The organism is Actinocatenispora rupis, from assembly GCF_016861975.1.
In the GTDB taxonomy this organism is placed as follows: Bacteria; Actinomycetota; Actinomycetes; order Mycobacteriales; family Micromonosporaceae; genus Actinocatenispora; species Actinocatenispora rupis.
Genome location: NZ_BOMB01000041.1, coordinates 86,825 through 99,854, shown reverse-complemented (window position 1 = coordinate 99,854; position 13,030 = coordinate 86,825). Strand labels below are relative to the sequence as shown.

At 72.0% G+C, this 13,030-nt stretch carries 12 protein-coding genes; 8 read left to right on the top strand and 4 right to left on the bottom strand.

The window, feature by feature from the left end; genetic code table 11:
• Window positions 1-28: 28 nt before the first annotated feature.
• Entirely contained in the window at window positions 29-1,999 is a 1,971-nt protein-coding gene (locus Aru02nite_RS31180) for an elongation factor G (protein WP_203663684.1), read from the bottom strand.
• A gap of 646 nt (window positions 2,000-2,645) precedes the next feature.
• On the opposite strand from Aru02nite_RS31180, the gene Aru02nite_RS31175 reads away from it, so the two are divergent.
• Together Aru02nite_RS31175 and Aru02nite_RS37355 are read left to right on the top strand one after the other, a co-directional pair.
• Window positions 2,646-3,353: a GntR family transcriptional regulator gene (locus tag Aru02nite_RS31175; protein ID WP_203663682.1), complete on the top strand. Its 708-nt coding sequence runs from the start codon at window positions 2,646-2,648 to the stop codon at window positions 3,351-3,353.
• Complete coding sequence (locus tag Aru02nite_RS37355; RefSeq protein ID WP_203663680.1) at window positions 3,346-4,158, top strand: arginase family protein; 813 nt, start codon at window positions 3,346-3,348, stop codon at window positions 4,156-4,158. The genes Aru02nite_RS31175 and Aru02nite_RS37355 overlap by 8 nt, the downstream gene beginning before the upstream one ends.
• A 262-nt stretch (window positions 4,159-4,420) precedes the next feature.
• Here Aru02nite_RS37355 and Aru02nite_RS31165 read toward each other — a convergent pair whose 3' ends face one another.
• Window positions 4,421-5,056: a TetR/AcrR family transcriptional regulator gene (locus Aru02nite_RS31165; protein WP_203663678.1), complete on the bottom strand. Its 636-nt coding sequence runs from the start codon at window positions 5,054-5,056 to the stop codon at window positions 4,421-4,423.
• 116 nt (window positions 5,057-5,172) lie between these two features.
• Here Aru02nite_RS31165 and Aru02nite_RS31160 point away from each other — a divergent pair, with 116 nt between their 5' ends.
• Together Aru02nite_RS31160 and Aru02nite_RS31155 are read left to right on the top strand one after the other, a co-directional pair.
• Complete coding sequence (locus tag Aru02nite_RS31160; protein ID WP_203663676.1) at window positions 5,173-5,742, top strand: NADPH-dependent FMN reductase; 570 nt, start codon at window positions 5,173-5,175, stop codon at window positions 5,740-5,742.
• Window positions 5,739-6,914 carry a serine hydrolase domain-containing protein gene (locus Aru02nite_RS31155; RefSeq protein ID WP_203663674.1) on the top strand — a complete coding sequence of 392 codons (1,176 nt, stop codon included), beginning with the start codon at window positions 5,739-5,741 and terminating at the stop codon, window positions 6,912-6,914. Before Aru02nite_RS31160 ends, Aru02nite_RS31155 begins: the two co-directional genes overlap by 4 nt.
• A 340-nt stretch (window positions 6,915-7,254) precedes the next feature.
• Here Aru02nite_RS31155 and Aru02nite_RS31150 read toward each other — a convergent pair whose 3' ends face one another.
• Window positions 7,255-7,725 (bottom strand): SgcJ/EcaC family oxidoreductase, encoded by a 471-nt coding sequence (locus tag Aru02nite_RS31150; RefSeq protein WP_203663672.1) that lies wholly within the window; start codon window positions 7,723-7,725, stop codon window positions 7,255-7,257.
• A gap of 145 nt (window positions 7,726-7,870) precedes the next feature.
• Here Aru02nite_RS31150 and Aru02nite_RS31145 point away from each other — a divergent pair, with 145 nt between their 5' ends.
• Window positions 7,871-8,839, top strand: a complete 969-nt coding sequence (locus tag Aru02nite_RS31145) for an Lrp/AsnC family transcriptional regulator (protein WP_239077061.1) — start codon at window positions 7,871-7,873, stop codon at window positions 8,837-8,839.
• A 57-nt stretch (window positions 8,840-8,896) separates the two neighbouring features.
• Entirely contained in the window at window positions 8,897-9,694 is a 798-nt protein-coding gene (locus Aru02nite_RS37665) for a response regulator transcription factor (protein ID WP_373325027.1), read from the top strand.
• Here Aru02nite_RS37665 and Aru02nite_RS31135 read toward each other — a convergent pair.
• Window positions 9,691-11,094, bottom strand: coding sequence for a DUF7824 domain-containing protein (locus tag Aru02nite_RS31135; protein WP_203663668.1), 1,404 nt, complete (start codon window positions 11,092-11,094; stop codon window positions 9,691-9,693). The genes Aru02nite_RS37665 and Aru02nite_RS31135 overlap by 4 nt on opposite strands.
• A gap of 669 nt (window positions 11,095-11,763) precedes the next feature.
• Here Aru02nite_RS31135 and Aru02nite_RS31130 point away from each other — a divergent pair.
• Entirely contained in the window at window positions 11,764-12,096 is a 333-nt protein-coding gene (locus Aru02nite_RS31130; RefSeq protein ID WP_203663666.1) for a PadR family transcriptional regulator, read from the top strand.
• On the top strand, window positions 12,093-12,809 hold the full coding sequence (locus Aru02nite_RS31125; RefSeq protein ID WP_203663664.1) for a permease prefix domain 1-containing protein: 717 nt from the start codon (window positions 12,093-12,095) through the stop codon (window positions 12,807-12,809). The genes Aru02nite_RS31130 and Aru02nite_RS31125 overlap by 4 nt, the downstream gene beginning before the upstream one ends.
• The last annotated feature ends 221 nt before the right edge of the window (window positions 12,810-13,030 follow it).

The following is a 13,030-nucleotide window of genomic DNA, read 5'->3' as shown; positions in this document are numbered from 1 at the left end:
CGCCGACCAACCACGTGAGCGCGGCCGGTCAGGCGTGGTGCCGGACGTGCAGCAGGTACTCCTTGCGGTTGAGCGGATTGTGGTCGGTACGCTCCCGGGTCGGCACGGTGCCGGTAACGGGCTGGTAGTGGTCGAAGGAGGACTCCAGGTCCGCCTCGCCGCGGGTCACGGCCGGCAGCCGCTGGCCGAGCGCGTGCACCGATCCGGCGGGGATCTCGCCGGTCACGACGCCGATCCGGTCGTACGTCTCGGTGCTCAGCGGTACCGACCGCAGGCGGGACAGTACCGGCAGGACGGCGGGGATCGTGTCGGCCGGCGCCTCGATCCGGAACAGGTGCACCGGCTCGTACACCTGGGTGCCGGCGCGGGCCAGGGCGCTCATGAGTACCAGCGGGGTCAGGGCACGGAAGTCGCCCGCCGAACTCGACCACACGCTCCAGCCGTACGGCGGGGGCGGCACGAAGCCGGAGTGCGTCATGGTCACCAGGCAGTCGACGACCTGCCAGCCGTACAGTCCCTGGTCGAGCGCGGCCCGTGCGGACTCCTCGACCGCCCGGAAGAACGAGTACGGCAGCGAGCCGAGTTCCACGCCGAGCCGGAACCGTACGCCGGAGTCGACCGGGCCGGGCTCGACGCGCAGCCCGACCGTGGCCCGGAACGGGTTGCCGTCCTGCCCCATGACCTCGACGGCGCTGCCGACACCGACCGGCCGCTCCACCCGGATCGTGGTGGTCTCCCGGAACGTCACCGCCAGCCCGTACTCGGCGGCCAGGGTGGCCTGCAGGACCTCCTTCTGCACCTCGCCGTAGAGCGAGACGACGACCTCGTGGTGTACGTCGTCGCGGCGCAGTCCGATCAGCGGATCCTGCTCGGCCAGCTCCGTCAGCGCGGCGTACAGCGCGCCCCGCTGCGCGGACTCGCGCGGCCTGACGGCGGTCTCCAGCGTCGGCGGCGCGAAGTGCGCACCGTCGCCGTCGGCCCCCGGTACGCCGAGCGTGTCGCCGATGCGCGCGCCGGCCAGCCCGGTCAGCGTGGCGATCTGGCCGGCCGACACCGACTCCCGCGGTTGCGCCGGTCCGCCGTCGTACACGCGGATCGCCGTGACCCGCTCGACGAGCGTCCGGCCCTGCACGTCGCTGCCGTACCGCAGGCGGTCGCGTCGGCGGATCGTGCCGGACCGCATCCGGACGTACGCGATCTTCTCGCCGGCCGGCCCACGGTCGATCTTGAACACGCTGCCGGACACCGGCCCGTCGGCGGTACCGCCCGCGGCCGGCAGCAGATCGCGGAGGGCGGCGACCAGGTCGGGCACGCCGGCGCCGGTGACCGCCGAACCGAACACGACCGGGTGCACCAGACCCCGACCGGTCTGCTCCGCCAGGGCACGACGCAGCACCGACTCGGGCACCGGCTCGTCCTCCAGGTACGCGGTGAGCAGCGCGTCGTCGTGCTCGGCGAGCGGCTCCACGAGCCGACCGACCGGGTACGGCTCGTACCGGGCGGCGCGGGTGCCGGCGCCGTGCACGGTGCCCAGCGCGACGGCTCCCGGCGCCAGCCTGTCGGTGACGGCGGCGAGTACCCGGTCGGGATCCGCGCCACCGCGGTCGATCTTGTTGACGAACAGCAGCGTCGGCACGCGTAGCCGGCGCAGCGCGCGCATCAGTACGCGGGTCTGCGCCTGGACGCCCTCCACGGCCGAGACCACCAGCACCGCACCGTCGAGTACGCCGAGCGCCCGCTCGACCTCCGCGATGAAGTCCGGGTGACCCGGGGTGTCGATCAGGTTCACGGTGCGCCCGTCCAGAGCGAACGACACCACCGCCGACCGGATCGTGATGCCGCGCTGCCGCTCCAGTACGAGCGTGTCGGTCTGGGTGTTGCCGTCGTCGACGCGACCGATCTCGTCGATGACGCCGGCCGAATACAGCAGCCGCTCGGTCAGGCTGGTCTTACCGGCATCGACGTGCGCCAGGATGCCGAGGTTGAGCGTGTTTGACACGTGTCATGTCCTTGCGGAGAGCGAACGGTACCGGACGGGTGGACACGGCAGCGGCTCGCATGTCGTTCTCCTGACGCTCGAATGGTTCCCGGACGGCCCCACCGGCCGACCGGGGTCGGCGGGTGGCCGTGCGTCGATTCTGCCCGGGTAAACGGTCGCGGCACATCGTGATATCTCGGTATTCACGGCGCCGCGCCGACCGTGCGACCAGCCGGACCTGGTACGGGTCGACGGACTGCCGCGGGGCGCCCGCTGACTCCTCGACCGCCGCGGGCCGAGTCGCCCATGCCTCCTCTGTACGCAACGGCGCATGACCTTGGCAGGGCCCGGCTGTCGCGGCCCTGCCGACGCCTTGTCTGATTGTCGGGCAATATGGCAATCTGATGATCGCTACGTCGGGTGTCAGAAGCGAGGAGGCTTTGGTGATTGTTCGGCTCGTTGCCGGCGCTGACCTCCGGGGCGACGCTGGACGCCGGACTGCTGAAGGTTCGGTGTTCGGCGGGTCGACTGCCGTGGCGCCGGGCCTGCCGTACGGCCGTGCCGCGGAAGGCGCACCTGTCGACCGGCCCGTCTCGGGCGTCCAGGACGCACCCTCGGACGACGAGTACGGCGCAGGCAAGGACGCGGTACCTGGGGGAGTGGTGAGGTGACGAGCCCGATCTCCGGCCTCGGCGCGGGTATCCAGCGGCAGAGCACCGCAGCGCAGGCCACCGACGCCGTCCGGAACGCCATCCTGTCCGGACGGCTGCCACCCGGCACTCCCTTGCGTGAAGCCGCTCTTGCTGCCGAACTCGGTGTCTCCCGCAGTACGGTGCGCGAGGCCGCGCGGATCCTCGAAAGCGAGAGTCTGGTTCGCTACCAGATGAACCGCGGCATCGTCGTCGCGGACATCACCGGGCCGGACGTCGCCGACATCTACGCGGCGCGCGCCAGCGTGGAACTGGCCGCGGTCGACGCCCTCACCGAGCATCGCGACCCGGTGATCTACCAGAAGCTGGCCGACCTGGTTGAGCGGATAGAACGGGCCTTCGAACGCGGCGACACCACCGACGCGCTCGACGGCGACCGGCTCTTCCACGCCACCCTGGTCGCGGCCACCGGTAGCCCCCGGCTGCGCCGCTTCCACGCGGCACTCCAGCAGGAACAGCGCCTCGCTCTGGCGTTGGCCGAGCGCTCCCGCCGGGAACTCGGCCGTACCGCCGACGACCACCGCCAGCTGCTGGACGCGCTGCACCGCAGTCCCGAACACGCCAGGGCGGAACTCACCGCGCACCTGCAGTCCGGTGCCGCGGAACTGCGACGGCTACTCGACCTGCTCGCCGACCGGAACGAAAGAGGGACACCCCGTGGCTGACGACAACACCGGCGGCGCATGGGATCCGATCGTCACGCCCTGGCACCTCGACGAGCACATCCCGGCGTTCCCGATCCCCGCCACCGCCTCCGAAGTACTCCGCCCGGATCTGCCCGCCGGCCCCGTCGCCGCCCGGATGAGCCGGTTGCACCGGGCCGCCCTCGACGCGGTGACGCCCGCCGCCAGGCCCCTGGTACTTTCCGGCGACTGTCCCACCACCCGCGCGGCGGTAGCCGGACTGCAACGCCGCCACCACGACCTGGCCGTACTGTGGCTGGACGCCCACGGCGACTTCAACACCCCCGCCATCTCGACCAGCGGCTACCTCGGGGGCATGGCACTGGCCATGCTGACCGGCCGTACACCCGGCCTGTTCGACGACACGCTCGGCCTGCGGCCCATCCCCGACACCAGCGTCGTACTCGCCGACGCCCGCGACCTCGATCCCGCCGAGCGCGACGCGTTGAGCGCCAGTCACGTCCACCGCGTGCCCGCCGACCCCGCCGCGGTGGCCGCCGCCCTCGACCGGCTCGGCCCCGTCCCCGTCTACCTCCACCTCGACATCGACGTCATCCACGGCGCCGAACTGCCCGGCGCGCGTTTCCCCTCCGGGCCCGGCCCCTCCCTCGCCCAGATCGAGGACTGCCTGGCCGCCGCCTGCGCCACCGCCACCATCACCGCCGCGTACCTCGCCTGCGCCTGGCTCCCCGACCACGTCAACGACCACGCCACCCGTACGACCATCACCCGTCTCACCACGGCACTCGGCGCCAACCTGGCATGGCCCTCGCACGCCGGTACCTGAGCGTCCGACGAGACACTGGCGGGTTGGGTCCGGGAGCCGACGGCACCGGCATCTCTGCTGGCGCCGCGGGCCGGCGCGTCGAGGGAGACGTCCGCGCCGACATCGGACGCCGCCTTTGCGTTGGCGTTCAACGGAAGTACCGATCCGCCGAAGTCCCCGGCAGCCGGATCTCCGATGGCGACCCGCGCCGATGTGTCCCGGCCCGGTGACTTCCGCGCGGGACGGCACCAGCTCGTACCAGGAGATGGGGTAGCGGTGTGAGTCAGGGCCGGGGTGCGGTGCGGTAGTAGGTGAGGAACATGTCGACGCCGGTGGTGATGAGCCGGTCGGTGAGGTCGGCGTCGAGGCGGTCGCCGTACGCGGCGTGGACGATGTGCGGGTAGAGCACGAGCGAGTAGTACTGCATGACCGCGAGGTCGGGGTCGGGGATGCTGAGGTCGGGTTGCCGGGACAGCGCCTCCGCGAGGGGTTTGGCGAACCGGTCCGGGCCGTGGGCGCGCCAGGCGCGGCCGAGGTGGGGGAACCGCCGTGACTCGGCGGCGATCAGTGCCCGCAGCGCCGGTAGGTCGGAGCGCGTGATGCCGTCGACCCAGCCGCGCGCGGTGCGTACCAGCACGGCGCGGATGTCGTCGCTGTCGTGCAGGCGTTCCAGCATGGCCTGCATGGTCTGCCCGAGCGCCTGCTCCAGCGCGTCGGTGACCACCTCGGTGAACAGCTCGTCCTTGTTGCTGAAGTGGTTGTAGACGGTCACCTTGGAGACGCCGGCGGTGGCCGCGATCTGGTCCATCCCCGAGGCGAAGCCCTGGTCGAGGAACACCGAACGGGCGGCGCGGACGATGGCGGCCCGCTTGCGGGCGGCGCGCTCACCGGTGGGGACGTGTTTGGCGCTTGGGCTCATGCGAGAACCCTACCGCAATCTGAACTGAACAGTTGAGTTCAGATGTACTGTCCTGTACAGTTCAGCTCGAACCCCGGGGCTGGCGAGAAGGCCCCGAACGACGAAGGCGGATCACCATGCGCACCATCCTCGGCATCTCCGGCAGCCTGCGGGCCGACTCCCACAACAGCGCCCTGCTGCGAGCCGCCCAGCGGCTCGCACCGCCCGGGGTGGCCGTCCAGATCTACGACGGCCTGGGCGACATCCCGCCGTACGACATGGATCTCGACACGCCGCAGGCGCGGCCCGCCGCCGTGCAGGCGCTGCGCGACCGCGTGACCGCCAGCGACGGTCTGCTCATCGCCACACCCGAGTTCAACTACTCGATCCCCGGCGTACTCAAGAACGCGATCGACTGGGTCAGTACCGACTGGACCGGGCGGGAAGGCGAGCCGCTGCGCCGCAAGCCGGTCGCCGTGGTCGGGGCCGCCCCGACCAACTTCGGCTCGGTCCGCGCGCAGCTCGCGCTGCGGCAGGTGCTGCTGTGGACCGACTCCGACGTGGTCGTCAAGCCCGAAGTCATCGTCTTCCGGTCGCACGAACGGATCGACGCGAACGGCGATCTGGTCGACCCCACCACCGTCGACCTGCTCGGCCGACTGCTTGCCGCGCTCGTGGCCAAGACCGGCGCGGCGGTCGCCGCATGAAGCCGTACGAAGGGCCGGACGTGCAGGGCAGCGTCGCGGCCGGCTTCGAACCGGTACGCGACGAGTTCGCCGCGGTCGCCACCGCGGAACCCGATCCCGGCGCGCAGCTGGCCGTGTACCTCGACGGCCGCCTGGTGGTCGACCTGAGCGTCGGCGACGAGGTGCAGGCCGACTCGCTGCTGCCGCTGTACTCCTCGGGCAAAGGTGCGGCACACCTCGTCGTGGCGCTACTGGTCCAGGACGGCACGCTCGAACTCGACCGCCCGGTCGTGACGTACTGGCCCGAGTTCGGCGCGGCCGGCAAGGGCGGGCTGACGGTGCGGGATCTGCTGACCCATCGGGCGGGGCTGGTCGGTGTCGACGGCGGGTTCACCACCGCGGAGCTTGCCGACGACAGGATCATCGCCGAACGGCTCGCCCCGCAGCGTCCCCACTGGCGACCCGGCTCCGCGTACGGCTACCACGCGTTCGTCGTCGGGGCGCTCACCGGGGAGGTGGTCCGCCGCGCCACCGGGCACTCCATCCAGCAGCTGTACGACCGGCACATCCGCGCGCCGTACGGGCTGGACTTCCACCTTGGGCTGCCCGCGTCGGCCGAGGACCGCTACGTGCCGGCCCGGCCGATGCCGCCCGAGCAACTGGCCACGGTCACGCCACCGGCCCCGCACAGCCTGGCCGGTATCGCCTTCAACCTGAACGCCACGCCACCCACCGACCTGGTCGAGTTCGCCAACACGCGCGCCGTACGGGCGCTCGGGCCCACCTCGTCCGGCAGCGTCGGCACCGCGCGCGGACTCGCCCGTATGTACGCCGCGTGTATCTCCACAGTGGACGGACGCGCGCCGCTGCTGGGCCCGGCCACGCGCGCCGCGTTCACCGACCGCACCACCGCCGGTGTCGATCTGGTCACCGGGGAACACGACCACTTCCTGGTCGGCTTCGAGGCGCAGGGCGTCCGGTACGCGATGCTCGGCCGCGACGCGTTCGGCCACAGCGGCGCCATCGGCGCCCAGTCGTTCGCCGACCCCGCCAGCGGCATCGCGTACAGCTACACGCGTCGGCGCTTCGTGGCCGGTGGAGGCGGCGGGGCGCCGGAGAACACCCGCCTCATCACCGCCGTACTGCGGGCCGTGCACGACCTGCCCGGCAGTACCGCCAGCGGCGACAAGTAGCTGGTCGGGTGTGCGGTCGAGGTGGTGGGCCAGCGATCGTCGGCGTTCCCGTCGCGGTGCATCGCCGAGAGAGGTCAGCAGGTCGACCGCGACGGGAAGCCATGCTGTGCGGCAGCGCCCGGCGACCGGATGTCGTTGTGGCGCTTCGAGATCCGTGCGCCGCCGCGCCACCGACCAGGCGGCCACCGCGCCGTCGGTCGCCGCCGCGATCTCCGCCGCCACCTCCTGGGTACGGCGGTGTCGTCGATCGTCCGGCGGATTTCCGCGATGGCCTCCGCGTCCAGCCCGCTGAGCAGCTTGCCGACCACCGGTGCCACCACCCGCCGGCACGCGGTTGTCGTCACGCACCACCCGTCCGGTACATGGATGCCGTCGATGTGGGCCGGGGCGCCGAACTGCCGCCCTTGCCGACGTCGTCAGCGTTCGGAGCTCGGCGCCACCACCGTGTTGTGGAACGACGCGAACCGCCAGCCACCTTCTCGTACCGCGGTGAGGGTGATGGCCAGCGCCTCGGGCAGGGCGTCGACCGTACGCCGACGGCGACGACCAGCGCCACATCCGGCGCCAGGTACGTGACCTCATACGGGGCCGGGTCAAGGTCCATCCGGGCACCCCGGAGCGGTCCGGCGAACAGGTCCCGATGCCGGGCCTCGATCGCCGCCCGGCCGGTGACGCGCCGCCCCCGCCAGCTGACAAACTCGGCGCCGTCGGTGAAGCACTCGGCGAAGGCGGCGGCGTCGCCCCCGTTCCACGCCTCGATCATGTCGTGTAACAGCCGTCGGACCTCGCCGTCGCCCTGCCGTGCAGCCATTGTGCCACCTTCCTCGTACCGATGACTTCCGTTGCGGGACACCGGAATCGGCCGCGTCCCGCCCTCCTACGATGGGGCAGTGGCGGCGTATGCAACGAGCCGGCGACGCAACCGTGGCGGTAACCGCCAGGCAAGGGGCGCACCAGTGGCGGGATCCGACACCATCGACAGTCTCGACCGGAAGCTGCTGCACGCGCTCCAGACGGACGGCCGCGCCCGGTTCAGCCGGATCGCCGCCGTGCTCGGCGTCTCTGACCAGACCGTCGCCCGCCGGTACGCGAGCCTGCGCGCACACCACGGCGTACGGGTGCTGGGGCAGGTGGACGAGACGCGCGTCGGGCGTACCCGGTGGATCCTGCGGCTGAGCTGCACGCCGGACGCCGCGGCCGGATTCGCCACCGCCCTCGCCCGGCGCGCCGACACCCGCTACGTCGGCCTCACCTCCGGTGGTACGGAGGTGCTGTGCGTGATGGCCGCACGTACGCCGGCGGCACGCGACACGCTGCTGCTCGACAAGCTCCAGCACACGCCCCGGGTCACCGCGGTCGACGCGCACTGCGTGTTGCACACGTTCTACGGCGGGCCGTCCGGCTGGTTCAGCAAGTCCGCAGCGCTGACACCCGAGCAAGTCGACGCGCTCGCGCCGCCGCCGCTCCATCCGCCCGACGATCCCGTCTCCCTCGACGATGTCGACGAGCGCCTGATCGACCTGCTCGGCCGGGACGGTCGCGCTCCCGTCAGCGCGCTCGCCGTCGCCGCCGAACAGTCCGAGTCCTCCGTACGCCGACGGCTCGACCGGCTCCGCCGCACCGGCGCCGCGTACTACGACCTCGACGTGGGGACCGAGCTGACCGGCCAGTACCTCCGGGTCGGTCTGTGGCTCGCCGTCGCACCGGGAGACCTCGCCGCGGTCGGCGCCGCGCTCGCCGGGCACAAGGAGATCGTCTTCGCCGCCGCCACCACCGGCGCCCCCAACCTCGTCGCGGTCGCCCTCTGCCGCGACGCCGCCCACCTGTACCGCTACCTGACGGCGACGCTCGGCCCGCTGCCCGTACGTGCGGTCGAGACGGCGCCGATCCTGCGCGAGGTCAAGCACCTGGCGACACGCCGGTAGCCGGCATGGAAAGGGGTCGCGCGGGCCCTGTGCGGGGCTTGCGGCCAGGCCCGGGTGATGCCGCAGTGTTGCCGGCCGGGACCGACACGTACGCGAGTCGGATCGGTGGCGTCCGTACGGGGACCTCGCCGTGCTCGACCGGACCCGAGACGTTGCCGACCAGGCGCGCCGGATCGCCGGGGCGGTCGGTTACATGACGAAGGCGGCGACCGGGGACGAGATCGGGCGCGCGGTGCACGCGGCGGCGGCCGGGCAGACGGTGATGGACCTTGCGGTGCAACGGAAGTTGCTCGCCGCGGCACGACGCGCGCCCGGCTCGGTCACGCCGCCCGACGTGGGGCTGACCGGCGGGAGGCCGAGGTGCTGGCACTCATCGGCGCCGGGCGTACCAACCGCGAGATCGCCCGCGAGCTGTACGTCACCGAAGCCACCGTGAAGACGCACGTCAACCGGGTGTTCGCGAAGACGGGCTGCGACACACGTGCCCGCGCCGTCCGGTACGCCCACGACCACGGCTACACCGCCCCGGCCGACCGTGGCCCGGGACGCCAGATCCCTTGGTACGTCGGCAGATCGCGCAGGCTCCGTCGAGTGCGCAGGCACGTACGGCCACACCGGTCGCGCCAGACCAGTCGGACGAGGAGGCCACAGAGGGGCTCCAGAACGCTCGGGTCGAGTCTCGCCCTTCAGGCACGCATCCGGGCCGAGGTCTTGATGCGATCGGCGCGGCGGGAAGGTTCCGACCCAGCTTCCATGGCGGGCTTCCACGTTGCTTGCCAAACAACTGTGGTCGTGCGCCGGGTGGACCGGTTCGGGTCCGTCCGCCGCCCCTGCAGGGCGTTTCCGCCTGGCTAGCTGGCCGAGGTGAGGATGGTGTGGAGGCGATGCGCTTCCCTCTTGAGCCGGCCGGTGGAGTGCGCGGAGAGCTGGGCGACCTGTGGGATCACGCCGCGGGCGCCGCAGAGTTCTGCGTTGTGGGAGGCGATCGCGACCAGCCCAGCGAGGCCGGGCGCTGGGGCACCGCTGAGCAGGCCGGGGAGCGCCGCGGCGAGCAGGTCCCACACGAGGTCGTGGGCGCCGGCGTGGGTGAGGTCGGTGAGCGCGGTGGCGAGCCGGGTGGGTTTGACACCCTTGAGGCCGACCAGGTCGGCCAACTGTCGGCCCAGCATCGCCGGGTCGAGTTCGCCCCGGTCGGACAGCAGCAGCGTTGCGTCGACGGCGCCGGCGCGGTCGTCCGGGCTCTGGGCGCCGAGTGCGTAGCCGACGGCCAGGTGGACGGCGCTGCCGGCGGGTCCGCGTGACCTGACCAGAGCGGTGAGCAAAGGGCTGGTGCCGGACCGGTTGTGTATGGTGTTCACGGCGATGCGGCTGAGGCACCAGGTCGCGACCAGATCCGGCTGGGTGGGGATCACTGCCGGCCAGTGCTCGGTGCTCTCGGTACCTGCGGCGAGTTCGGGTACTCCGTCGCCGGCGTGCAGGGTTTTCAGGAGTCGGTTGAGCGGCCTGGAGACCGGAGTGGGCACCGTCGTCGCGGCGACCGCGGCCAGGAGCCGTCTCACGCCCAGCCAGGTTGGCGACAGGCCGCTACGTCCGGGGCCGGTGATGGTCGGCGTCGGCCGTGGGAAGGCCGGCCCGCCGGCGTGCAGCCAGTGCGCGAGTCGGTGGCCGTGGTCGGAGCGCAACGCGTTGGCGGCGGCGATCGTCTGTTCGGATGCGGTCCCGTGCAGGCGAAGGAGTGCCTGGCTGAAGTCGATGTCGCCGGGCTCGACCCGGGCGTGTTCGTAGGCGCTGAGTCTGGCGACGAGGTCGGCGGGTTCGATCGTGCCGTCGAGGTGGCTCGGTGTGGCGAGAAGGAACGGCGGTGGTCCGGTGACCAGCTGGTGAGCGGCCTCGACGAACCGTGCCGCCAGTACGGTTCCGAACGGGGTGAGGTCCTTGCCGCCCAACGGGGAGCGGGGGTCGCGGTAGGCGTGGGTGATGTCAGCGGCAGTGAACGTGCCGAGGGCGGCCTGAGCCACGTATCCGAGATGGGCGGGGATGCCGTCGTCGGCGGTGTCGGTACGTGCCCAGGTGTGGCTTGCCAGCATCGGTTTGAGCGCGCCGGCCAGCGCTTCCCGGTCGTGGTGTGCATGGCGGACCAGGCCGTCCAGCGCCTGTTCGAGGGTGGGCACGTCGGTCGGGCCGACCAGGATCGTCGAGACCCGTTCGACGAGCTCGGCGAGGCTGGCTGCGGCCGACGGCATCCGCTCCGGCATCAGGACTCCTGTCGTGGGTGAGCTGTCCAGTCGACCACGGGTGCCGCACGCCTCGGAACGCGGCCTGGGCGGTGGCGCGGGGCACGGTAGCCCGGCCGCGACGAGGGCGAGGATACGGGATCGGTGCAGCCGGCCTGGCCGCCGACCGGCCGTCGTCTCCTGCCGGTAACTCTCCAGCGCGGGCGACGCATCGGTTGCTGTCACCCTGTCTCGGGTCTCCCTGCGTCCCTCGGTCGGACTCATCGGTTGGTGTTGCGGGGCATGGATCGGCCGCGGAACGGCGACGTGATCCGTAATGTCGTCGCTCGGTTCGCAGCGCAGCCCGGTGCGGCGTTGCCATGTTCTGGTCGGCGTCTGGCGACGCAGGTGCAGCGGTCGGCCGTTCGAGCTGGGCGCCATCGCCATCAGCCACCAATGCGCGACGGCTGGGCCTGCCCCGTGTGACCCCCACGCCGCGGGCGGGCGTCCTGCGGACGCCCAGGTGAGTGTCGGTGGCGTCGTACACGCACGTGCAGGTGCGGCGTCGATGTCCCGGCGATCGCACCGGTCCGCACGGTCGCAACCACCACCGACCCACGTACGACGGTGCGCGTCTCCGCCCGATCACGGTCGAGCCACGAACGCGAGCGTGCGTTGACGACGCGAACACCAATACCTAGCTTGTTAGGTATGGAGCTTCGAGGGCACCTGGACCTGATGCTGTTGAACAGCGTGCGACAACTGGGATCCGCCCACGGGTACGCGATCATCGTCGCGCTACGGGACGGGTCCGACGGGGTCTTCGATCTACCGGAAGGCACGGTGTACCCGGCGCTGCACCGGTTGGAGCGCGCGGGCCTCGTGGACAGCGACTGGGACACCAGCGGCCCCCGACGCCGTCGCGTCTACCGGCTGACGCCGGACGGCTCGGCGGCGCTTGCCGCGAAACGTCGCGAGTGGCAGGCGTTCGCACACGGGATGCGGGCGCTGATCGGACCGATGACCGCGGAGGGACTGGCATGACCGACAGCGATGTGGACCGGTACCTGGACCGCCTCTTCGACCGACTCGCCGGTACCGGTGGGGCCGGCCGTCGCGCCCTGATCGAGGTCGAGGATCACCTCCGTACCGCCGTTTCCGACCGCGTCGAGGGCGGCATGTCGCGCGAGGACGCCGAACACGCGGCCGTGGCGAGCTTCGGGGACGTCCGGATGGTTGCGCGACGGCTCCGCGCCGGGTACCGGCGGGCACAGTTCGCCGTGGCGGCGTCGAGTGCCTGGCTTGTCGGCGGTCTCGCGTGCGCGGTGGCGGCGGCATCCGTACTGCTGACCGTGGCCGACCGATGGTGGGAGGCAATGCAGGGGCCGGCCTGGGGTGACTGCCTGGAGTCCTCGCCGTGCGACCCGGCCGGCGAAACCGCCTTCCTCCTGCCAGTCGGCATCGCACTCGCCGTGGTGTCGGCAGTGCTGCTCCTGAGCCGTCGCGTACTTCAGCGGCGTGCGCTGCTCGCGCCGAGCGCCCGCCGGTTGCCGGCGCTCCTCGCCGTACTGTGCGCCCTGCTCACGCCGGCGCTGCTGACCGGCTTCGGCAACCCGCTCGGGGTGAACCACGCCGTCGTTGGAGGCTCCGGACCCGGGCTCTTCCTGACGGTCGTCGCCTCGGCCGTGACCACAACGGCAACCGTCGCCGCACTCGGCTGGGCGCTGCTCCGTCGGCGGCGCCGGGTACAAGCCTGACCCCGGCCGCACTGGTCCGCGGCCGCCGCAACCGACTCACCGTGTAGTCGACACGCTGCCGGCGGGCGGCCCGGCGGTGCCGGTCTCCCGCCCGGAGGTTCAGGAACGAACAACCGCATGAGGCCCCGGGGCGAGCCGCGCCGCGCGCCGCCGATGAGTTTGGCGCTGTGGTTCCGTCTGACCAGGTAACGACCGACCGGGACGGTTGACCAGGGAGTTGT

Excerpts from the sequence above, each read along its gene's own strand:
- Aru02nite_RS31165 (WP_203663678.1), bottom strand. The coding sequence starts at position 5,056 with ATGAGCCCAAGCGCCAAACACGTCCCCACCGGTGAGCGCGCCGCCCGC.
- Aru02nite_RS31150 (WP_203663672.1), bottom strand. The coding sequence starts at position 7,725 with ATGGCTGCACGGCAGGGCGACGGCGAGGTCCGACGGCTGTTACACGAC.
- Aru02nite_RS31160 (WP_203663676.1), top strand. The coding sequence starts at position 5,173 with ATGCGCACCATCCTCGGCATCTCCGGCAGCCTGCGGGCCGACTCCCAC.
- Aru02nite_RS31155 (WP_203663674.1), top strand. The coding sequence starts at position 5,739 with ATGAAGCCGTACGAAGGGCCGGACGTGCAGGGCAGCGTCGCGGCCGGC.
- Aru02nite_RS31130 (WP_203663666.1), top strand. The coding sequence starts at position 11,764 with ATGGAGCTTCGAGGGCACCTGGACCTGATGCTGTTGAACAGCGTGCGA.
- Aru02nite_RS31135 (WP_203663668.1), bottom strand. The coding sequence starts at position 11,094 with ATGCCGGAGCGGATGCCGTCGGCCGCAGCCAGCCTCGCCGAGCTCGTC.
- Aru02nite_RS37665 (WP_373325027.1), top strand. The coding sequence starts at position 8,897 with ATGCCGCAGTGTTGCCGGCCGGGACCGACACGTACGCGAGTCGGATCG.
- Aru02nite_RS31125 (WP_203663664.1), top strand. The coding sequence starts at position 12,093 with ATGACCGACAGCGATGTGGACCGGTACCTGGACCGCCTCTTCGACCGA.